Source organism: Curtobacterium sp. MMLR14_006 (genome assembly GCF_001864985.1).
GTDB lineage: Bacteria > Actinomycetota > Actinomycetes > Actinomycetales > Microbacteriaceae > Curtobacterium.
Map to the genome: position 1 here is coordinate 254,995 of NZ_MJGU01000023.1, position 18,861 is coordinate 273,855.

24 protein-coding genes are annotated in these 18,861 nt (G+C 73.7%); 13 read left to right on the forward strand and 11 right to left on the reverse strand.

The features are described 5' to 3' along the window. Positions 1–53 precede the first annotated feature (53 nt). The 3 genes from BIU94_RS13000 to epsC all read left to right on the forward strand — a co-directional run bounded on the left by BIU94_RS13000 (position 54) and on the right by epsC (position 2,822). Positions 54–1,091 carry a dipeptidase gene (locus BIU94_RS13000; protein ID WP_071260956.1) on the forward strand — a complete coding sequence of 346 codons (1,038 nt, stop codon included), beginning with the start codon at positions 54–56 and terminating at the stop codon, positions 1,089–1,091. 214 nt (positions 1,092–1,305) lie between these two features. Continuing rightward, entirely contained in the window at positions 1,306–2,244 is a 939-nt protein-coding gene (gene cysK, locus BIU94_RS13005; RefSeq protein WP_071260959.1) for a cysteine synthase A, read from the forward strand. Positions 2,245–2,264: 20 nt separating this feature from the next. After that, positions 2,265–2,822 carry a serine O-acetyltransferase EpsC gene (epsC, locus tag BIU94_RS13010; protein WP_083404816.1) on the forward strand — a complete coding sequence of 186 codons (558 nt, stop codon included), beginning with the start codon at positions 2,265–2,267 and terminating at the stop codon, positions 2,820–2,822. A 19-nt stretch (positions 2,823–2,841) separates the two neighbouring features. On the opposite strand, the gene BIU94_RS13015 is transcribed toward epsC, so the two are convergent. Continuing rightward, positions 2,842–3,141 carry an excalibur calcium-binding domain-containing protein gene (locus tag BIU94_RS13015; RefSeq protein WP_217639510.1) on the reverse strand — a complete coding sequence of 100 codons (300 nt, stop codon included), beginning with the start codon at positions 3,139–3,141 and terminating at the stop codon, positions 2,842–2,844. A 141-nt stretch (positions 3,142–3,282) separates the two neighbouring features. Between BIU94_RS13015 and BIU94_RS13020 the strand changes: the two genes are divergently transcribed. Beyond that, the gene (locus BIU94_RS13020) at positions 3,283–3,669 is read left to right on the forward strand and encodes an MmcQ/YjbR family DNA-binding protein (protein ID WP_071260964.1); all 387 of its coding nucleotides are present in this window, start codon (positions 3,283–3,285) and stop codon (positions 3,667–3,669) included. A 43-nt stretch (positions 3,670–3,712) separates the two neighbouring features. Here BIU94_RS13020 and BIU94_RS13025 read toward each other — a convergent pair whose 3' ends face one another. Beyond that, on the reverse strand, positions 3,713–4,381 hold the full coding sequence (locus BIU94_RS13025; RefSeq protein ID WP_071260966.1) for an MOSC domain-containing protein: 669 nt from the start codon (positions 4,379–4,381) through the stop codon (positions 3,713–3,715). 118 nt (positions 4,382–4,499) lie between these two features. Between BIU94_RS13025 and BIU94_RS13030 the strand changes: the two genes are divergently transcribed. From BIU94_RS13030 to BIU94_RS13045, 4 genes are read left to right on the forward strand one after another with little or no spacing between them, the layout of a single operon-like run. Next, on the forward strand, positions 4,500–4,688 hold the full coding sequence (locus BIU94_RS13030) for a hypothetical protein (protein ID WP_071260968.1): 189 nt from the start codon (positions 4,500–4,502) through the stop codon (positions 4,686–4,688). 9 nt (positions 4,689–4,697) lie between these two features. Continuing rightward, on the forward strand, positions 4,698–5,252 hold the full coding sequence (locus BIU94_RS13035; RefSeq protein ID WP_071260970.1) for an RNA polymerase sigma factor: 555 nt from the start codon (positions 4,698–4,700) through the stop codon (positions 5,250–5,252). Continuing rightward, complete coding sequence (locus BIU94_RS13040) at positions 5,249–5,947, forward strand: hypothetical protein (RefSeq protein ID WP_071260972.1); 699 nt, start codon at positions 5,249–5,251, stop codon at positions 5,945–5,947. The genes BIU94_RS13035 and BIU94_RS13040 overlap by 4 nt, the downstream gene beginning before the upstream one ends. Further along, positions 5,944–6,252 carry a hypothetical protein gene (locus tag BIU94_RS13045; RefSeq protein WP_071260974.1) on the forward strand — a complete coding sequence of 103 codons (309 nt, stop codon included), beginning with the start codon at positions 5,944–5,946 and terminating at the stop codon, positions 6,250–6,252. Before BIU94_RS13040 ends, BIU94_RS13045 begins: the two co-directional genes overlap by 4 nt. 90 nt (positions 6,253–6,342) lie before the next feature. Here the strand turns inward: BIU94_RS13045 and BIU94_RS18130 are convergent, their stop codons facing one another. The 7 genes from BIU94_RS18130 to BIU94_RS13080 form a co-directional block, all read right to left on the reverse strand. Then, positions 6,343–7,224, reverse strand: coding sequence for a phospholipase (locus BIU94_RS18130; protein ID WP_254783008.1), 882 nt, complete (start codon positions 7,222–7,224; stop codon positions 6,343–6,345). Positions 7,225–7,503: 279 nt separating this feature from the next. After that, the gene (locus BIU94_RS13055; RefSeq protein WP_071260976.1) at positions 7,504–7,959 is read right to left on the reverse strand and encodes a MarR family winged helix-turn-helix transcriptional regulator; all 456 of its coding nucleotides are present in this window, start codon (positions 7,957–7,959) and stop codon (positions 7,504–7,506) included. Positions 7,960–8,135: 176 nt separating this feature from the next. Next, positions 8,136–8,786, reverse strand: coding sequence for a GntR family transcriptional regulator (locus BIU94_RS13060; RefSeq protein WP_071260978.1), 651 nt, complete (start codon positions 8,784–8,786; stop codon positions 8,136–8,138). 133 nt (positions 8,787–8,919) lie between these two features. Continuing rightward, on the reverse strand, positions 8,920–9,366 hold the full coding sequence (locus tag BIU94_RS13065; RefSeq protein ID WP_071260980.1) for a DUF1810 domain-containing protein: 447 nt from the start codon (positions 9,364–9,366) through the stop codon (positions 8,920–8,922). Continuing rightward, positions 9,363–10,154, reverse strand: a complete 792-nt coding sequence (locus BIU94_RS13070) for a YqjF family protein (RefSeq protein ID WP_071260982.1) — start codon at positions 10,152–10,154, stop codon at positions 9,363–9,365. The genes BIU94_RS13065 and BIU94_RS13070 overlap by 4 nt, the downstream gene beginning before the upstream one ends. Continuing rightward, positions 10,151–10,549, reverse strand: coding sequence for a hypothetical protein (locus tag BIU94_RS13075; RefSeq protein WP_071260984.1), 399 nt, complete (start codon positions 10,547–10,549; stop codon positions 10,151–10,153). The genes BIU94_RS13070 and BIU94_RS13075 overlap by 4 nt, the downstream gene beginning before the upstream one ends. Positions 10,550–10,589: 40 nt before the next feature. Beyond that, positions 10,590–11,855 carry a phosphopantothenate--cysteine ligase family flavoprotein gene (locus BIU94_RS13080; protein WP_071262008.1) on the reverse strand — a complete coding sequence of 422 codons (1,266 nt, stop codon included), beginning with the start codon at positions 11,853–11,855 and terminating at the stop codon, positions 10,590–10,592. A 61-nt stretch (positions 11,856–11,916) separates the two neighbouring features. Here BIU94_RS13080 and BIU94_RS13085 point away from each other — a divergent pair, with 61 nt between their 5' ends. Next, positions 11,917–12,729, forward strand: a complete 813-nt coding sequence (locus BIU94_RS13085) for an NRDE family protein (protein WP_071260986.1) — start codon at positions 11,917–11,919, stop codon at positions 12,727–12,729. A gap of 60 nt (positions 12,730–12,789) precedes the next feature. Here the strand turns inward: BIU94_RS13085 and BIU94_RS13090 are convergent, their stop codons facing one another. Next, positions 12,790–13,695, reverse strand: coding sequence for an SDR family oxidoreductase (locus BIU94_RS13090; RefSeq protein ID WP_071260988.1), 906 nt, complete (start codon positions 13,693–13,695; stop codon positions 12,790–12,792). A 132-nt stretch (positions 13,696–13,827) separates the two neighbouring features. Between BIU94_RS13090 and BIU94_RS13095 the strand changes: the two genes are divergently transcribed. The 3 genes from BIU94_RS13095 to BIU94_RS13105 all read left to right on the forward strand — a co-directional run bounded on the left by BIU94_RS13095 (position 13,828) and on the right by BIU94_RS13105 (position 16,789). Further along, entirely contained in the window at positions 13,828–14,937 is a 1,110-nt protein-coding gene (locus tag BIU94_RS13095; RefSeq protein ID WP_083404819.1) for an LLM class flavin-dependent oxidoreductase, read from the forward strand. 104 nt (positions 14,938–15,041) lie between these two features. Beyond that, positions 15,042–15,665 (forward strand): hypothetical protein, encoded by a 624-nt coding sequence (locus tag BIU94_RS13100; RefSeq protein WP_071260990.1) that lies wholly within the window; start codon positions 15,042–15,044, stop codon positions 15,663–15,665. Positions 15,666–16,297: 632 nt separating this feature from the next. Continuing rightward, positions 16,298–16,789: a pyridoxamine 5'-phosphate oxidase family protein gene (locus tag BIU94_RS13105; RefSeq protein WP_071260992.1), complete on the forward strand. Its 492-nt coding sequence runs from the start codon at positions 16,298–16,300 to the stop codon at positions 16,787–16,789. A gap of 173 nt (positions 16,790–16,962) precedes the next feature. Here the strand turns inward: BIU94_RS13105 and BIU94_RS13110 are convergent, their stop codons facing one another. After that, positions 16,963–18,201 (reverse strand): mannosyltransferase family protein, encoded by a 1,239-nt coding sequence (locus BIU94_RS13110; protein ID WP_083404820.1) that lies wholly within the window; start codon positions 18,199–18,201, stop codon positions 16,963–16,965. A 216-nt stretch (positions 18,202–18,417) separates the two neighbouring features. Here BIU94_RS13110 and BIU94_RS13115 point away from each other — a divergent pair, with 216 nt between their 5' ends. Further along, positions 18,418–18,804 (forward strand): RidA family protein, encoded by a 387-nt coding sequence (locus BIU94_RS13115; RefSeq protein WP_071260994.1) that lies wholly within the window; start codon positions 18,418–18,420, stop codon positions 18,802–18,804. Positions 18,805–18,861 lie beyond the last annotated feature (57 nt).

Here is an 18,861-nt window from a genome sequence, read left to right on the forward strand (position 1 = left end):
GTGTTCGCGGAGGCCACCCGACGATCGTAGCGACGGGCGGTAGCGTCGCAGGCATGACGTTCGACACGCTCCCGTTCCCGGTCATCGACGGCCACAACGACCTGCCCTGGGAGCGTCGCGAGACGCACGACTCCGGCGTGGAGGGCATCGACTCGGAGCAGGACAGCCTGCACACCGACCTGCCGAAGCTCCGGGCCGGCGGGGTCGTCGGCCAGTTCTGGTCGGTGTTCGTGCCCGCCGACGACGCCGACCCCGTCCGGACGACGCTGCAGCAGATCGACCTCGCGCACCGCATCGTCGAGCGGTACCCGGACACGCTCGCCCTGGCCCGCACCGCGGCCGAGGTCCGTGCCGCGATCGACTCCGGTCGCATCGCGTCGCTGCTCGGCGCCGAGGGCGGACACTCCATCGGCGACGACCTGGCGGTGCTGCGGGCCTTCGCACGCCTCGGCGTCCGGTACATGACGCTGACGCACAACGACGACACCCCCTGGGCGGACTCGGCGACCGGCGCGCGGGCGCACGGCGGTCTCACGGACCGGGGCCGGCAGGTCGTGGCCGAGATGGAGCGCCTCGGCATGCTCGTCGACCTGTCGCACACCGCCCCGTCGACGATGCGGGACACCCTCGACGTCGCGACCCAGCCCGTCGTCTTCAGCCACTCGTCCACGGTCCACGTGGACGACCACCCCCGCAACGTCCCCGACGACGTGCTCGCCCGCCTGGCGGACAACGGCGGCGTGGTCATGATCACCTTCGTGCCGAAGTTCGTGCCGCGGGCCTGGGCGGACTGGGAGGAAGCCGGTCAGGTCGGCGAGCCGCCCCTGGTCACCGTGTCCGACGTCGCCGACCACGTCGAGCACGCCCGCGACGTCGCCGGGGTCCGGCACGTCGGCCTCGGTGGTGACTACGACGGCACGCCGGTGCTCCCACCGGACCTGCGGGACGTGTCCCGCTACCCGGTGCTCGCGGCGGAACTGCAGCGGCGCGGCTGGGGCGAGCAGGACCTGCGGGCGCTCGCCGGGGGCAACGTGCTGCGTGTCCTCGAGGCGACGGACGAGCGGTTCGCACGGACGGCGTCCGTGCGCTGACGCGGAGGGGCGCGCGGACGCCGTCCGTGCGCTGCACACGCCACGCCACGCCTCGCCTCGTCGGCCCGGACGGCGACGGCCCGGAGGCGCGGGTCGTGCCCGGCGTGCGGCTCCCGTCACGAACGGGTCGAGCAGGGCTGCGGTCGCTAGGATCGGGCGACACCGCGCCGCCGGGAAGACGGCGGCGCGACCTGAGCTGCAGAGGACGGACCAGATGAACGGCACCATCCACGACAACATCTCGCAGGCGTTCGGCAACACCCCGCTGGTCCGCCTCAACCGGCTGCCGAAGCCCGGCGGTGCCGAGGTCCTCGCGAAGCTCGAGTTCTACAACCCCGGCGCGAGCGTCAAGGACCGCCTCGGCGTCGCGATCGTCGACGCCGCCGAGGCCGCTGGGGCGCTGCAGCCCGGCGGGACCATCGTCGAGGGGTCGTCCGGCAACACCGGCATCGCGCTCGCCCTGGTCGGCGCCGCCCGCGGCTACCGGGTCGTCATCACGATGCCGGAGACGATGAGCGTCGAGCGTCGTGCCGTCATGCGCGCCTACGGCGCCGAGATCGTGCTGACCCCCGGCCCCGAGGGCATGAAGGGCGCCGTCGCCCGGGCCGAGGCGATCGTCGCGGACACCCCCGGCGCGGTCCTCGCCCACCAGTTCGAGACCGCTGCGAACGCCGCGATCCACCGGAAGACCACCGCCGAGGAGATCCTGCGCGACACCGAGGAGCACGTCGACGTGTTCGTCGCGGGTGTCGGGACCGGCGGCACGATCACCGGTGTCGGCCAGGTCCTCAAGGAACGCGTTCCCGGCGTGCAGATCGTCGCCGTGGAGCCGAAGGACTCGCCCCTGCTCTCCGAGGGCAAGGCCGGCCCGCACAAGATCCAGGGCATCGGCGCCAACTTCGTGCCGGAGGTCCTCGACCGCAGCGTCATCGACGAGGTCTTCGACGTCGAGCTCGACGACGCCCTGCGGGTGGCACGGGCACTCGCGACGCAGGAGGGCATCTTGTCCGGCATCTCGTCCGGCGCGATCGTGCACGCCGCACTCGAGATCGCGGCTCGGCCCGAGAACGCCGGCAAGCGCATCGTCGCCATCGTCTGCGACACGGGCGAGCGCTACCTGTCGACGGTGCTCTTCGAGGGGCTCACTGCGTGAGTCGTCCTGGTCGACCAGGCGTGCTGCGGACCATCCGGGAGGACCTGGCCGCGGCACGCCGCGGTGACCCCGCCGCGCGGGGGGACCTGGAGAACGCGATCGTCTACTCCGGGCTGCACGCGATCTGGGTGTACCGGCTGACGCACCGGCTCTGGACGGCGCAGGGCCTGCCCGGCTCGCGGTTCGCCGCGCGGGTGCTCGGCCAGCTCGCCCGCTCGCTGACGGGCATCGAGATCCACCCCGGGGCCCGGATCGGGCGCCGCTTCTTCATCGACCACGGCATGGGTGTCGTGATCGGCGAGACCGCGGTGATCGGCGAGGACGTGCTCGTGTTCCACGGGGTCACGCTCGGGGGCCGGGGCGGGGACAGCCCGCGGGCCCGGCGGCACCCGGTGGTGGGGGACCGGGTGGTCCTCGGCGCGGGGTGCTCGCTGATCGGCGGCATCACGGTCGGGTCCGACTCAGTTGTCGGTGCCGGCACGGTCGTCACGAAGGACGTCCCCGCTGGCTCGGTCGTGACCGGTGTCGCGGGCACCGCTCGGCCGCGCTCCGGCCACGAGGGCGTGCCGACGCTCTAGGACGTCGGCACGCGCCGGCTCAGCTCTTCTCGCAGGCGATGCCGTCCTTGTCGCGGTCGAGCTTCGTGTTCGCGCGGTAGAGCGCGTCGTCCTTCTTCACGGTGCCCTTGAGCGCACGGTAGGTGGTCTTGCCGCCGGAGACGACCTTGTTCTTCGTGACGGACTTCTTCGCGATGCCACCGGAGTACACCTTGTGCACGGCGGTGCAGTTCGCGTAGCTCTTCGGCGCGGCCTGCGCGCTGGTGGCGCCCCCGACGACGACGGTGGTCGCGAGGACGGCGGTGGCGGCGGCGACGCCGAGGGTTCGGATGATGCGCACGGGTTCCCCCTGGAACGGTTCGTGGTCGTCGCGGGCGACGGCCGCGTCGGGTGCGCGGCGAGGCGATCCTACGACCTGACCGTCCCTCACGACCTACCCCCGAACGGGGATCGTGCGGGATCGGTGCGGCATCCTGGGGAGATGGACGGCGAGCAGCTGCACGAGGTCGCGATCCGCACGGCGGCCGGGTTGCCCGCGGTGCGCGAGACCGAGCCCTTCGGCGAGGGCGCCCTGGTGTTCAAGGTCGTCGACAAGATGTTCCTCATGGCCACCGCCCTGCGCGGGGTCCCGATCGTGAACCTCAAGTGCGCGCCGCCGCACGGTGCCGCACTGGTCCGCGACCACGACGAGATCTGGCCGGGGTGGCACATGAACAAGCGGCACTGGATCACGATCGCTCCGGGGGACGGCGTCGACGAGACCCTGGTCGAGGACCTCGTGGCGAACGCCTACGACCTCGTGGTGGCCGGCCTGCCGCGTGCGAAGCGTCCGCTCGACCCGGCCCGCCGCGACGGCAGCGCTCACTGAGCGGCGTCGGCCGGTGCGTCGCCGCGCACCCGACCGGCCCGGTTCACGGAGCGGTCGCCCCCGACCGCGCGCCGGACCGGGCGCCCGACCGGCCCAGCGCCTTCGAGACGTCCCGGACCACCTTCGGCGCGAGCCGCTCGCCCGACTCCAGCACAGCGCGGGCGCGCTCCGGCGTGAGCCCCGCGAAGATCTCGCCGATCGTCACGCCGTGCGCGGGCCGGTGGGTCACGACCACGGGGTCGCCCGCGGTGACGGTGCCGGAGCGCACGACCCGCAGGTAGGCACCCGGACGCCCCTCGTCCGTGAAGCGCCGGACCCACTTGTCCTCGCGCATCCGCCGCGCGAACGTGCCGCACGGGATCCGGGGGATCGTCACCTCGAGCTCGAGGGTCTCGCCGACACGCCAGCGTTCGCCGGTCACGGCTCCCGTCACGTCGACCCCGCTCGTGCGCAGGTTCTCGCCGAACAGCCCGGGCGCGACCTCGCGGTCGAGCGCATCGGCGAAGTACGCGGCGTCCTCGTCGGCGTAGGCGTAGACGGCCTGGTCCTCGCCGCCGTGGTGCTTCCGGTCCGCCTGGACGTCCGCGTACAGGCCGAGGGGCCGGACCCGCACGCCCCCGGTGACCGGGCGCTTGTCGATGGCGGTGACCCCGATCGTCCCCGAGTCCGGGAGCAGGCGGTCGACGCGGCAGACGGCGGTGACGAGCGACATGGTTCCACTCTCGCGCACCGACCGCTGCGACGGAAGCCGAGCGGGGTGTGACGAAACGGCTCGTCGGTGCGTCCCACCGGTGAGGATCCAGACCCGCTGGTCCGACACAGGAGTCACCATGCTCGAACCCGACACCGTCCGGACGACGTCGCACGGCCGTGCGGCGCCCGCGCACCTGCTGGCGCAGGCACGGGTGCACGCGCTCACGGTCCGGCCGGTCGGTCCGTTCCGGGTCGCGCACGCCGGTGCGTCCGGCCGACCGCGCTCGCACGGCCGTGCCCAGCTGAACCCCATCCACCACCAGTAGAAGGAAGTCGTGCACCACCAGCCCCTCGACGAGCTCGACGACGCGGTCCTCGCCGGCCGTTCGTCCGACGGCGACGTCCGGGCCTTCGAGGTCCTCATCCGTCGCTACACCCCACTGCTCCGCGCCTACGCCCGTCGCACCCTCGGCTCGACGGACGAACTCGACGACGTCGTGCAGGAGACCTTCATCACCGCGTGGGACCGCCTGGACGGGCTGGTCGAGCAGGCCCGCGTGAAGTCGTGGCTCATGCGGATCCTGAGCCGGAAGTGCCTCGACCGCATCCGTGCCCGACGCGACCACGACGACGTCACCGAACTCGAGGTGGCAGCACCCTCCGACGACGCCCCGGAACGCGTCGCCGAGGCCCGGTCCCGAGAAGAAGCGGTGGAGCGCGCGCTCGCCGAGCTCCCCGACGCACAACGACGGTGCTGGATCATGAAGGAGGTGCTCGAGTACCGGTACGAGGAGATCGCCGCCGAACTCGACCTGCCGCCCTCGACGGTCCGCGGGCTCCTGTCCCGAGCGAGGAAGAACATGATCCGACTCATGGAGGCCTGGCGATGACCGCCCCCGACGGAACCCGGCTCGACGCGCTCGAGCCCGACGACCTCGACGGTCACACGATCGACGAGCTCGCCGACTACCTGGACGCCGGCATGCGCCCGGCCGACCCGAGCATCGACGACTCCGCGGCCTGTCAGAACGCCCTCGCGGCGATCCTGCGGGTCCGGCAGGCGTCGCACGGTTCGCTCGAGGCCGCGGCACTCGTCGAGGCCCCGGCCGACGAGTCGTGGATCGGCAACGTGCTCGCGAACATCTCGATCGAGAGCCGCTCCGGCCGCGACGTGCCGCTCCGCCCCCGGTCGGCGTCCGAGCAGCCGGTGATGACCGAGGGCGCGATCCGGTCGCTCATCCGTCGCACCGGCGACGGCGTCCCCGGTGTGCTCATCGCCCGCTGCCACCTGGACGGCGACGTGACGGTGCTCGGGTCGCCGGTGCGGGTCGTCGTCGAACTCGCGATCGTGCCCGGCGCGGCGATCCCGTCGACCGCCGACCTCGTCCGCGGCGCGGTCGCCCGGGCCGTGTCCGAGCAGACCGACCTGGTCGTCGAGGGCGTCGACGTCGTGGTCCGCGACCTGCTGCCGGAGACGCCCACCGCGGCCGAGCCGGAAACGCCCACCGCGGCCGGGCCGGAGACCGCCGCCGCGGCCGGCACCACCGACGACACCGACACCACCGACACGGAGGGGACCCGATGAGCACCACCGACGACGTCCTCGCCGCCCTCGAACGCGCGATCACCGGTGTCCCCGGCGTCGCCGAGCTCTACCGCGCCCGACCCACGGTCGCGAGCGCCGTCCAGGCCGTCCGCGGGCTGTCGACGAGCAGTGCGCCCGCCCGCGTCGTCGTCGACGGCGACGTCCTCCGGGTCGTCATCGGGACCGACGGCGTCCGGCCGGCACCCGACGTCGCGTGCGACGTCCACGACGTCGTCCTCGACGCGGCCGCCGAGCACGGGCTGCCGCTGTCCCGCGTCGACGTGCGCGTCGCGCGGGTGGGGTGACCCCGGCGGGCTGGCGGCCGGGAGGCCCGTGGTGCGCGGTGCGCCGCGGCGTCGGTCCGGCACGCGGTCACCGCGCACCCCGGGGTCGGCTCAGTAGAAGTTGCTCGCCTGCGAGTGCGCCCACGCGGCGCACGGCGTGCCGTACGCCTCGCTGATGTAGCGCAGCCCCCAGGTGATCTGGGTGGTCGCGTTCGTCTGCCAGTCCGGAGCGATCGTCGCCATCTTCGAGCCGGGGAGCGCCTGCGGGATGCCGGTCGCGCCGCCGTTCGGGTTGACGGCCCGGTAGTCCCAGCCGGACTCCTTGGTCCACAGGTTGTCGAGGCACTGGAACTGGTCCGCGCCCCAGCCGTACCCGGACGACGCGAGCGAGGTCGCGGTCGCCTTCGCACCCGCGACCGTGTTGCCGGCGGCCAGGGCGCGTGCCCGCTCGGCGGCCTCGGCGGCGGCACGCGCACGGGCGGTGGCCTTCGCCGCCGCGGCGGCCTTCGCGTCGACGTCCCGTCGGTCCTGCGTCGCGCTCGCCTGCTCGACGTGGGCGGTGGAGGCGACGGTCGACGAGATCCGGGTCGTCAGCGCGGCGCCGGACAGCTGCCGGTAGTCGCTCAGGGCGTCGACGCGGCGGGCGAGCGCGCTCGTGTCCGTCTTGTCGTTCGCGGTCCGCATGACGGTCCGCGCGGTGGAGATCGTCGCGGCGGCCTGCGCACGGTCGAGGGCGGTGCCGCTCAGGGCGGGTCGGGGCGTCGCCGCGGCCGAGGCGCTGGCGGAGCCGCTCGGCAGTCCGAGCGCCTCGCCGATCGCGGGCTGTGTGCCCACGGTGAGGGCGCCGCCGGCGATCGCGAGGACCGCGGCACCACCGGCGACGAGGGTCGCACGGTGGCGGAGTGCCCGGCGAGCCCGTCGGGCGGGGGTGTTCAGCGCCTCGCGTCGAGTCGAGGCGGTGGTCGGGGTGGGTTCGGGGGTGTGTCCTGACATCGGTTCCGGTGGTCGGGCGGCTCGTCGGCGGACTCCTCGCGCGCCCTGCGGGGGCACACGTCGACGCCGCGCTCGGCACGGTCGTCGTGGGGAGGTCCGCCAGCCGGGGAGGACCGGACGGTGGTGTGGGGCCCGTCCGTCCGCCCGGGCGGCCGTGGGGGAGGCAGCCGGTGGGCGGAGCCGACACCATGACGCGTCGGGCTGGACAGCGCGTCCAGGGTCGCTGGCAGAACCGTCCGTCCACCCGTCGGTAACGGTTCGGTAACGGCCGATCAGCGGTCAGGACGTGTGAGGTTCCTGGACGCCGTCGCCCTGCGCGACCCGCTCGAGAGCGTCGAGCGCTCCGGCGATGGCCGAGACGTCCGATTCGTCGAGCTCCGCGATGAGCTCCGCGACGATCCCGGTGCGGTCGGAGCGTGCGCGTTCGACCGCCGCGATGCCCTCGGGGGTCGCGGTCACCATGAAGGCGCGGCCGTCCGTGGGATCGGCCTCGCGCTCGATGAACCCGCGCTGTTCGAGCTCGGTCAGGATGCGCGTCATCGTCGGCTTCGTGACCACCTCGATCCGCGACAGGTCGCCGGGGCGCAGGGGTCCGTCGCTCTGGATCGTCGCCAGGGCGGACACGAGTCCGTAGCCGAGCGAGGCCGAGTCGGACCGGGCTCGCCGGTTGATCTTGCCGACCGCCTGGGCCAGACGTGCGGCGACTGCGGTTCGGTCCGTCGATCGGGGACTCATGTGGTGCTCCGGGTGGGCGATCGGGTGGTCCGGCCGATGCTACCGGCTGGCCGGACCCGGACTCTGTGAGCGGCTGCGCGACGGTCCGGACGTGTCGACCGGGAGGCCCGTGGTGCGCCCGCTGCCCGTCCTGCGACGGCAGGACGGGCGGTTCCTGTACGAGGGTACAGGCAGACTCAGCGCTTCTCGCCGGGGAGCAGGTGGATCGCCTCGGTCGCCATCTCGGCGGCGACGTTGTCCCCGGACTCGGTGGCGGCTCGCAGGCGCAGGAAGTCCTCGGTCATCTGGTCCCAGTCGACGAGCTCGTCGAGGTTCGGCAGCCGCAGGCGGAAGGCCAGGCCGTCCATGGTGTCGCGGCAGACCCGCTGCAGGTTCGCGTTGCCGCACTCGGCGACGTACAGCGCGAACACGTCGAGGGCGTCGTGGTTGACGGCACCGACGTCGTGCGCCCGGAAGTCGGCGACGGTCTTGTCGAGCTGCGCGAGGATCTTCTTCCGCGCGCCGGCGCCCAGGCGCGGCACGGCCAGGCGGACGACGCCGCCGAACAGCACGCCGAGGGTCTGGATGGCCTCGACGACCTCGTCGGGCTTCGGGGTCGTGACACGCGTGTAGCGGTTCGGCGCCATCTCGATCAGGCCGGCGCGGGCGAGCTGGCTGAGGGCCTCGCGGATGGGCGTGCGGGAGACGCCGAGCCAGGCGATGAGCTCGTCGTCGTTGAGCCGCTCGCCGGGGACCAGCGTGCCGTCCATGATCGCGTCGTGGATCTTGTGGCGGACGGTGTCGCGGAGCAGCTGGTGTTCGGTCGGGGCGCTGCTGGGGACCGGCATGCGGGTTCCTTCGTGGTCGTGGCGCCGGGGGCGTCGGTTCGGGATCGGATGGCGCAGCACTGCGCCGTCCGGCATCACCGTACCTGATATACGACCGGTGTTGCGCTCGGCACTCCGGTGCCGCGGGGTGGTGTCAGCGGTCCCCGAGCAGCCGGAGGGTGGCCGGGTCCTCGTCGCCGTCGTACCAGCGGTCGAGCACCGCTCGGAACGGCGACGGCTCGTCGGCGACCCGGGCGAACAGCGTGGCCGACGACCGGAGCTTCAGCGCGTCGGTCGCGCCGAGCAGTTCCTCGACGGTCCGCGCGGGTGCCGCGGCCGCGACCCCGGCGGCCTCGCACAGCCGGACGCCGAGCACGGGGTGGGCGAGGTACGCCCGCGCCTCGTCGGGCCCGGAGATCCCGTACCGCAGAGCGGTCGCGCTCCGGCCGAGCCCCGCGAGCTGCGGGAACACGAACCACATCCAGTGCGAGGTCTTCCGACCGCGCCGCAGCTCGTCCACCGCCGACCCGTGCACCCCGTCCTGCGCCCGGACGAAGCGGTCGAGGTCGAACGGGTCGTCGTCCGCACGTCGCCCGGTCACCGGACCACCCCGCCCCAGCCGTACCGGACGGTCGTGCCGTCGACCACGAGCAGCGAGTCCGGTTCGCGGTCGAACAGCCCGGGCAGGCCGACCGCCGCGGGCAGGTCGCCCTCGAGCTGGTCGAGCCGTGCGGACCGGACGGTGAGCGGCGCGTGCTGGCGTTGCCAGAAGAGGGTCTGCGTCAGGTAGCGGGCGTGGATGCCGGCGCGGGTCGTGAGCTCGGCGGCGAGGGGCGTGTCGACGACGTCCCCGGCCTGCACCCGCACCGAGGCGGCCCCTCGGTGTCGGGGGACCCCCGTGGGTCGGTCCCGGCGCAGCGAGCGTGCCCACCGCAGTGGGGACCGGACGCGACCGCTGTGCCGGACGGAGCGGTGTGCGACGGTGTCCCCGCGCCGTCGCGACCCGGCGCGTGCGAAGGTGTACGGCACGCCGAGGAGCGCGTGCGCGGCGACGATCGCCGGGACGTTCGCCGTGTCGACGGTCCGGTAGGTCACACCGTGCCGTCCCTGGTCGTCGACCGTCAGCACCTCGAGCGTCACCTCGGTCATCCGGCCGAGCCGGCCCGCCGACGGGAACGGCGGCACGCGTGTCTCGTCGAACACGTAGGCCGAGAGCCCCACCCAGGCGCTGCCGTCCACGACGTCGGGCCGGGTGCCGCGGGGGACGAGTCGTGCGAGCGCCCCGGGGTCGCCGCGCCAGTGCGCGAAGACGATGTCCTGCCAGGCGTGCACGGTGACCGGGCGGTGCAGCAGCGGCCCGGCGGCGCGCTCGCGCGCCCGGTCGGTCACCGCTTCGGCGCGTGTCGGCCCACGCGCACGGCCCAGAGCACGAGGGGTGCCTGCAGGGGGAGACGGAGCACCGAGACGATCCGCATCGTCCGGCTCGACCGGGGGTGGTCGAGCACGTCGGCCGCCATCTTGACGTTCGCGGGGAACACCGCGGCGAACAGCGCCGCGGCCGCCCACCCCGACGCCCGTCGGGTGGCCGGGAACGCGAGCCCCGCCGCGATGCCGAGCTCCGCGACTCCGGACGCCACGGTCGTCAGGCGCGGCGGGAGTGCGTCCGGCACGATCCGGTCGTAGCCGCGCGGCCGCAGGAAGTGGGTGGCCCCGGCGCCGCCGAGCAGCACCGCGAGCACGGTGGCGGTCCGGGTGGCACGTCGGATCCGATCGCGTCGTCGCATGTCCCCATCGTGCCCGTCGCGCCTCGGGAGCGCCCGGAGGTCAGACGAGCGCCGTCGCGACGAGGTCCAGGACCGCCGTCGCGACCTCGGCCTTCGTGCCCGCGGTCTCGCGGACGACCTCGCCGCCGGGCACGAGCACCTCGATCGCGTTCTCCTCGCGTTCGAAGCCGGCCGACCAGCCGACGTGGTTCACGACGAGCAGGTCGGCTGGCTTGCGGGCGATCTTGGCGCGACCGAGCTCGATGCGCGCGGCACGGTCCGGTTCGGTCTCGGCGGCGAAGCCGACGACGACCTGTCCGGCGCGCCGCGCGGCGACGAGGTCGGCGAGGACGTCGGGGTTCCGCACGAGCTCGAGCGACATCCGCTCGCCCTGGGCGTCCTTCTTGAGCTTCTCCTCGAGCACCTCGGCCGGTCGGTAGTCGGCCACCGCCGCGGTCATCACCACGACGTCGGCCTCGGCGGCGGCGGTGTGCACGGCGTCGGCGAGTTCGAGCGCGGACCCGACCGGCACGACGGTCGCGTCGAGCCCCTGCAGGAGCCCCGCCTCGATGTTCGCCGACACGAGCGTGACCTCTGCGCCGCGGGCCGCGGCCGCCGCCGCGATCGCCAGGCCCTGCCGTCCGCTCGAGCGGTTGCCGACGAAGCGGACCGGGTCGAAGGGCTCGCGCGTCCCGCCGGCACTGACGACGACGCGGACGCCGTCCAGGTCGCCCTGCTCGCCGCGGGCACCGCCGGACGTCGGGAGCCGGTCGTCGCCGGTGCGCCGACCCGGCGTGGTCGGCTCGTCCAGCACCGCGAGCGCGGCGGTGACGATGTCCTCGGGCTCCGCCATCCGCCCGATGCCGGCGTCGTCGCCGGTCAGCGCACCCACCACGGGACCGACGAGGTGGACGCCGCGCGCGCGGAGCGTGGCGACGTTCGCACGGGTCGCCGGGTGCTCCCACATCTGCGGGTGCATCGCGGGTGCGACGACGACCGGGGCGTCGGTGGCGAGCAGGGTCGTGCCGAGCAGGTCGTTCGCCAGGCCGGCGGCCATCCGCGCCAGGGAGTCGGCGGTGGCGGGCGCCACCACGACGAGGTCCGCACGACGGCCGAGGGCCACGTGGCGGACCTCGGCGACGTCGTCCCAGACGCTCGTGGTGACGGGGTTCCGGCTCAGGGCCTCGAGCGTCGGCAGCCCGACGAAGCGGAGGGCGCCCTCGGTCGGGACGACGTGCACCTCGTGGCCGCGCTTCACGAGGTCGCGGACGACGCCGACGGCCTTGTAGGCGGCGATCCCCCCGGTGATCCCCACGATGACGGTCAGGGCGCGCTCTGCTGCTGCGTTCACGTCGATCACGCTACCGGCGCGTGCGAGGATCGTCGCCATGTGCACCGTCGTCGTCCGCGTCGAGCCCGGGTCCCCGTGGCCCGTCACCGTGCTCGCCCTGCGCGACGAGTCACCGGAGCGCCCGTGGGACCCGCCCGCCGCGTGGTGGCCCGACCGCGACCCGGACGTCCGCGGTGTCCGCGACCGTTCCGCCGGTGGCGCGTGGCTCGCGGCCTCGGACCGGGCCGGTCTCGCGGTCGTGCTCAACCGCTCCGAACCCGTCCCGAGCGACGACGGGACGTGGACGACCCGGGGCGTGGTGCCGGTCGACGCCGTCGCGGACGGTCTGCTCCCCGGGCACGACGGCACGCTGCCGACCACCCGGGCCTTCAACCTGGTGCGGGCGACGGCCGAGGGTGCGACGGTCCTGACCTGGGACGGCACCGCGGTCCGCACCACCGACCTCGGTCCCGGCGTGCACATGGTCACCCACGGCGAGGCCGACGACCCCGGGGCGCCGCGCATCGGCCGCTGGCTCGAGGCCTTCCGGGCCGTCGACGCCCCGACGGGGCCACCCGAGGTCGGACCCGCTGACGAGCTCCGCGCGCTCGGACGCGGCGGCGCCGACAGCGACACCGACACCGACCCCGGCGACGGGTGGAGCGGCTGGTTCGGGGTGCTCGCCGACTCGGCAGCGCTGCCGGTCGACCACCCGGACGCGATCCTGCGCGACGTGCACGAGGCCGAGGGTCACATGACGACGCTCTCGGTCGTCGCCGCGGCGATCGGTCCGGACCGGACCGTCCTGCAGCACGCACGACTGGTCGAACCCGGCCGGCTGGACACGGCGGTGGAGCTGCACCGCGCCTGAGGCGACCGGCGGGGCGGGCGGGGCACGGGCCTCCCGGCCGACCGCCGCCACCCACCCGGGTCAAAGCGGCGGACGCGTCCCGGTGAGGTCCTCGGCGACCGCCCAGAGCGAGCGCGCCAGGTCGGCGCTGCGCGCCGAGCCCGGGATCGACGCGGACGTGGTCGGACCGGTCATGCCGAACGCGCCCGACGGGCCGTAGTAGGCGCCGCCCACCGCGTTCGGACCGACGGCGGCGTAGAGCAGCGGCTCGGTGCCCTGCTCGACGTCCTGCGCGAAGGGCATCGGCCGGTTCGCGCGTGCCGGACCGGAGCGCCCGAGCGACCGGCCGGCCGTCATGAGGTTCGTGCGGGTGATGCCGGGGTGCGCGGCGGTGCTCACGAGCGGGACGTCGGCCTCGACCGTCAGGCGGTGCAGGTGCAGCGCGAGGAGCAGGTCGGCGAGCTTCGACTGCCCGTAGGCGCGCCAGCCGTTGTAGCCGCGCTCCCACTGCAGGTCGCGGAAGCGGATGCGGCCACCCATCGCGGCCAGGCTCGACATCGTCGTGACCCGGGGTGCCTCGGCACGCAGGAGCGAGGGCAGCAGCAGGTTCGTCAGCGCGAACGGGCCGAGGAAGTTCGTGCCGAACTGCAGCTCGAAGCCGTCGACCGTCTCGAACCGCTTCGGGGGAGCCATCACGCCCGCGTTGTTGACGAGCACGTCGACGGGGCGGTCCTCGCCGACGATGCGCTCGGCGAAGGTCCGCACGCTCGCCAGGTCGGCCAGGTCGAGCTCGCGCACCTCGACGTCGGCGGTGGGGTGCGCCGCACGGATCTCGGCGGCGGCGGTCTCGCCCTTCGCGACGGTGCGGACGCCGAGCACGACGCTCGCGCCGGCCTCGGCGAGGCGCAGTGCGGCCTCCTTGCCGGTGCCGCTGTTGGCGCCCGTGACGACGATGCGGCGTCCGGTCTGGTCGGGGAGTCTCGGCATGCCCGTGACCGTACTCGGGGCGGCTGGCGGCTGGCGGCTCGTGCCGTCCTCGTGGTGGTTCGTGCTGCCCCCGTGGTGGTTCGTGCTGCCCTCGTGGTAGTTTTATGCAAACGCATCGAACTGGAGGCTCGCATGAGCAACGCATTCGGCACCGACCGTCCCTCGGACGTCCCGCCGCCCGCACCCGACCGGGTCGGCCCCGTGCAGCTCGGCCTCGACACCTTCGGCGACGTCACCGAACTGCCCGACGGCTCGGTCAAGTCCGACGCGCAGAGCATCCGCGACGTCGTCGAGCAGGCGGTCCTCGCCGACCAGATCGGCATCGACTTCATCGGCGTCGGCGAGCACCACCGCGCGGACTTCATCGTCAGCGCGCCCGAGGTCGTCCTCGCCGCGATCGCCGCGTCGACGTCCCGCATCCGGATGGGCAGCGCCGTCACCGTGCTCTCGTCGGACGACCCGGTCCGCGTCTACGAGCGCTTCGCCACCGTCGACGCGATCTCGGACGGACGCGCCGAGGTCATCCTCGGCCGCGGCTCCTTCACCGAGTCGTTCCCGCTCTTCGGCTACGAGCTGTCCGACTACGAGGTCCTGTTCGAGGAGAAGGTCCAGCTCTGGGCCGCCCTGCGCGGCGGCGACAAGGTCACCTGGTCCGGCACCAAGCGCGCACCGCTTGTCGAGCAGGACGTCTTCCCGAAGCTCGAGCACGGCCCGATCCCGACCTGGATCGGCGTCGGCGGCTCGCCCCAGTCCGTCATCCGCGCGGCCTCGTACGGCATGCCCCTGTTCCTCGCGATCATCGGCGGGCAGCCCGCCCAGTTCGCCCCGTTCTCGCGGCTCTACCGCCAGGCGCTCGCCCAGCTCGAGCTGCCGCAGCAGCCCATCGCGATGCACTCGCCGGGCTTCATCGCCGAGACCGACGAGGAAGCCGCGGAGCGCTACTGGCCCTACCACAAGGCCGTCACCGACCAGCTCGGCCGGGAGCGCGGCTGGCCGCCCCTCGACGTCGCCGGCTACCGCGCAGGCCTGTCGGCCGGCGGCTCGCTGTACGTCGGGTCGCCGGAGACCGTGGCGCGCAAGATCGCCCGCAACATGCGCATCCTCGGGGTCTCCCGGTTCGACATGCGCTACGCGACGGGCCGCCTGCCGCACGACGACATGATGCGCTCCATCGAGCTCTACGGCACGCGGGTCGCCCCGCGGGTGCGCGAGCTGCTGGCCGAGGCCGTCCCGGTCGCCTGACGTCTGGCGCTTCTTCCGGGGCGCAGCCAGCGTCGCGGGACGGCCGGGAGGCCCGGGGCGCGTCCGCGACGCCGCTCACGGGCGCCGCGGGTACGGTCCAGGGCATGTCGCCACGCTCCACCGCACCAGAACGCCGGTTCCGAGGACGCATCATGGGCGTCGGCACGACGTCCGGCGTGCGCATCGTCGTGGGGATGTGGGAGCGGTCGCCGTTCGGCGCATTCACCGACGTGTTCCTCGAACTGCCGGACGGCACCAGCGTGCTCCTGGCCCCGGACGAGATCGTCGCCGCCTACGTCTCCGGCACCTACCGCTTCGACACCGTCTCGGTGGTCGACGTCCGCACCCGCCGCACCGCCCGCGGGCTGGAACTGTCGGCCGGAGCCCTCGAGGCGTCGATCGACGTCGGAGCGATCTCCCCGCTCGGGCGTCTGCTCCGCATCGTCCCGAAGCCCATCGCCCGCGACCCCCGGTGGCTCGCCGCGATCGACCCCGTCGCCCGGCTCGTCGCCCCCGGGTCCGGTACGGCCGGCTCGGCGGGCAACGGCCGTCGCGAGTACTACGGCGTGACCGGGGCGCACGACGTCACCGGCGTCCGCGGCACCTGGGCGGGGGAGCCGCTCGGGTCACTCGCCCCGCTCAACCCGCCCGTCGCGTTCGGCTTCGCCTCGATGCCGAGGATCCCGCAGGTGGTCGACGTCGAGACCACGATCCGCGAGCCGGCCTGACCCTCGGGGCGGTGCGGGTTCTGCGGCCTGTCGCCTGGGGTGCGTTCCGTCCCATCGCGTGTGGTGTGGGAAGCAGATCCGCGCGTAGGAGGTCGTTCGTTCGGGCTTCCCACGCGCGATTCGTCTTCCTACGCGCGGGACTTCCGCCGACGGCGCCGGCCGGGCACGGCTGACCGTAGTGTCCGGGCGTTCGCTCCGCCACGAGGTCGTGCCCGCGGTCGTTCTGTCCCATCGCGTGTGGTGTGGGAAGCGCTTTCGCGCGTAGGAGGTCGTTCGTTCAGGCCTCCTACGCGCGGTTCGTCTTCCCACGCGCGGAACTGCCCACCGCCCGCGCCGGCCGGGCGCGGCTGACCGTGGTCCCCGGGCGTGCGCTCCGGCCACGGCGTGGTGCCCGCGGGTGTTCTGTCTCATCGCGCGTGGTGTGGGAAGCAGATCCGCGCGTAGGAGGTCGTTCGTCCGGGCCTCCTACGCGCGATTCGACTCCCCACGCGCGAAAGCGCCCCCGCGCCGCCCACCGCCCCGCCACACACCCCCGCCCCAGACACACCCGCCCTCGGAGGGGCACACTGGACGCAACGGTTCGGCTCCGTCAGCCCTCGGGCACGGCGGGGCGCACGACGCAAAGGAGCATCATGACCGACACGCAGACCGACCAGCGCGCCGCCATCTCGGACATCGTCCACGGGGCCCACACCGCACTGCTCACCACCGTGAGCGAGGACGGGCACCTGCACGCCCGTCCGCTCGCCGTGCAGGACAAGACCTTCCACGGGACGCTGCGGTTCCTGGTGCAGGACGGCAGCGAGAAGGTCGAGGACATCGCCCGCAACCCGCACGTCAACGTCGCCATCGAGTCGCAGGGCGGCTACCTGTCGATCGCCGGCACCGCCACGGTCACACAGGACGACTCGGTCGTCGACGAGCTGTGGTCCCCGTTCGCCGAGGCGTGGTTCCCCGAGGGGCGGCAGGACCCGTCGATCCGACTCCTCACCGTCGAGGGCGTCTCGGTCGAGTACTGGACGCAGGACACCGGTCCGGTCGGCAGCCTCGTGCAGATGTTCAAGGCCGCGATCGGCAAGCAGAGCCAGCCGGACACCGGCGACCACGGCACCGTCGAGCTCTGACCGCGGAGCGCCGACCGCGGAGCACTGCCCGGCCGGCCAGACGCAGGACGACGAGATCGACGTCGTGCGACAGCGATCTCGTCGTTCTGCGTCCGCACGGGGCCACCCCCGCGTCCGCACGGGCCATCCCTGTCCGCACGGGGCCACCCCTGCCCGGACGGTGCAACCGCTGCCTACGGCGGGCCGAGCAGCCAGAGCACTGCGACGAGCACGGGCTGCCCGGCCAGCGCGGCGGTGACGAGGGTCCGGCGCATCCAGGGCCGTGCGACCAGCTCCGGTGAACCGAACAGCGGCGCCAGCGGCATGAGCAGGCGGGGCGTCGAGGCCATCGGCAGCGAGACCGCGAACACGTAGAGCGCGTAGGCCGCCGAGTACAGCACGGTCGTCTGGCCGAGGCGCAGCGTCGACCGGCGGAGCAGCCACACCGGGTAGCCGACGAGCAGGAACAGGACGATGAGCACGCCCCCGACGCCGAGCCACCGCGACGCGATGAGGAACCACGGCGTCATCGGCACGAAGTCCACGCGTCCGATGAAGTTCACCCACCACGACATCTCGGTCTCGAGGTAGGCGTTCGGCATCCCGGTCACGTGCGACGCGATGACCGGCCAGGCCAGCCCCGCAGCACCCATCGCGAGGCCCGCGGCGACCACCCGGACCTGCTCGCGCAGCGGGAAGGTGTCGAGGAGCCGTCCGTCCGACCGCCGAGCACGGACCCAACGGATCAGCGCCACGACCCCGAGGACGAGCGGGATGGCGAGGGCCCCGGGCCGCGTGAAGGCCGCGACGACCCCGAGCAGCGTGAGCAACCCGTACCGGCGGCGTTCGAGGGCGAGCAGCGCCCCGAACGACAGCGCGAGGAACATGCTCTCCGCGTAGCCCACCTGCAGCAGGAACGACAGCGGCCCGCAGGTGAAGAAGAAGACGGCCCACATGGCGGCGGCGTGACCGGCCCGGTCGCGGACCAACCGGTGCAGCAGGAACGCGGCGACCAGCCCGGCGACCAGCGCGACGAGCGGCGCACCGATGGTGAACGGCACCCCGGTCGAGGCCGTCAGCATCCGGATCGTGAACGGGAACGCCGGCAGGAACGCCCAGGCGTTCTGTGCGACGTTCCCGGCGGCGTCGACCGGCAGCACGGCGGGGTAGCCGTGCAGCGAGATCTGCTCGTAGTACTGCCCGTCCCACGCCGAGAGGAACGCCCCGAACCCGTGGCCGTTGCCCCAGATCGCGTTCTCCGGCAGCGCGCGACCGATCAGTGGGTACGCGAGCGCCAACCAGAGCGTCGAGAGCAGACGACCGCCGGTCCACACGAGCAGGACCGCGGCCCACGCCGGCAACGACGCCACGGTGTCGAGCACTCGACGCCGTCCGGGCGCGACGGCGACGGCGTCGCCGTCCAGGCGGCTCACGCGCGGGCTCCTCGGCGGGCGGGCATCGGGGTCGGCACCGGGACAGGCTAGCCGGTCGACCCGCGTGGTCCTCACGGAACGCGCGGGTGTGCGGGCGTCGGACGGGAGGCCCGTCCAGCGTTCTGCATGTCGGAACGCGTCCGTCCCGTGGTCGGCTCCGGAGCGAGCGGCCCGCCTAGCCTGGAGTCCTCATCCACCGACTGACGAGGAGCCACCGTGCCGAAGACCGCCATCGTGACCGACAACGCCCCGAAGCCCGCCGGCCCCTACAGCCAGGGCATCGTCGCCAACGGCTTCATCTACACCGCCGGCTTCGGCCCGCAGGACCCGTCGACCGGCGCGATCGCGGACGACGTCGCCGGCCAGACCGCGCAGGTGCTCGCGAACGTGGCCGCGGTGCTGGCGGAGCACGGTGCCACCCTCGACGACGTCGTGAAAGCGACCGTGCACCTCGAGCACTCCGACCGCGACTTCCCGGCCTTCAACGAGGAGTACGCCAAGCACTTCTCGCAGCCCTACCCCGTCCGGACCACCGTGCAGTCGCACCTGGCGAACATCCTGGTCGAGATCGACGTCGTCGCGGTGCTGCCCTCGGCTGAGTAGATCCGCACCCGGCGCGTCCGCTCGGAACGCTTACCCGCGGGAGCCCGCACGAGCGCG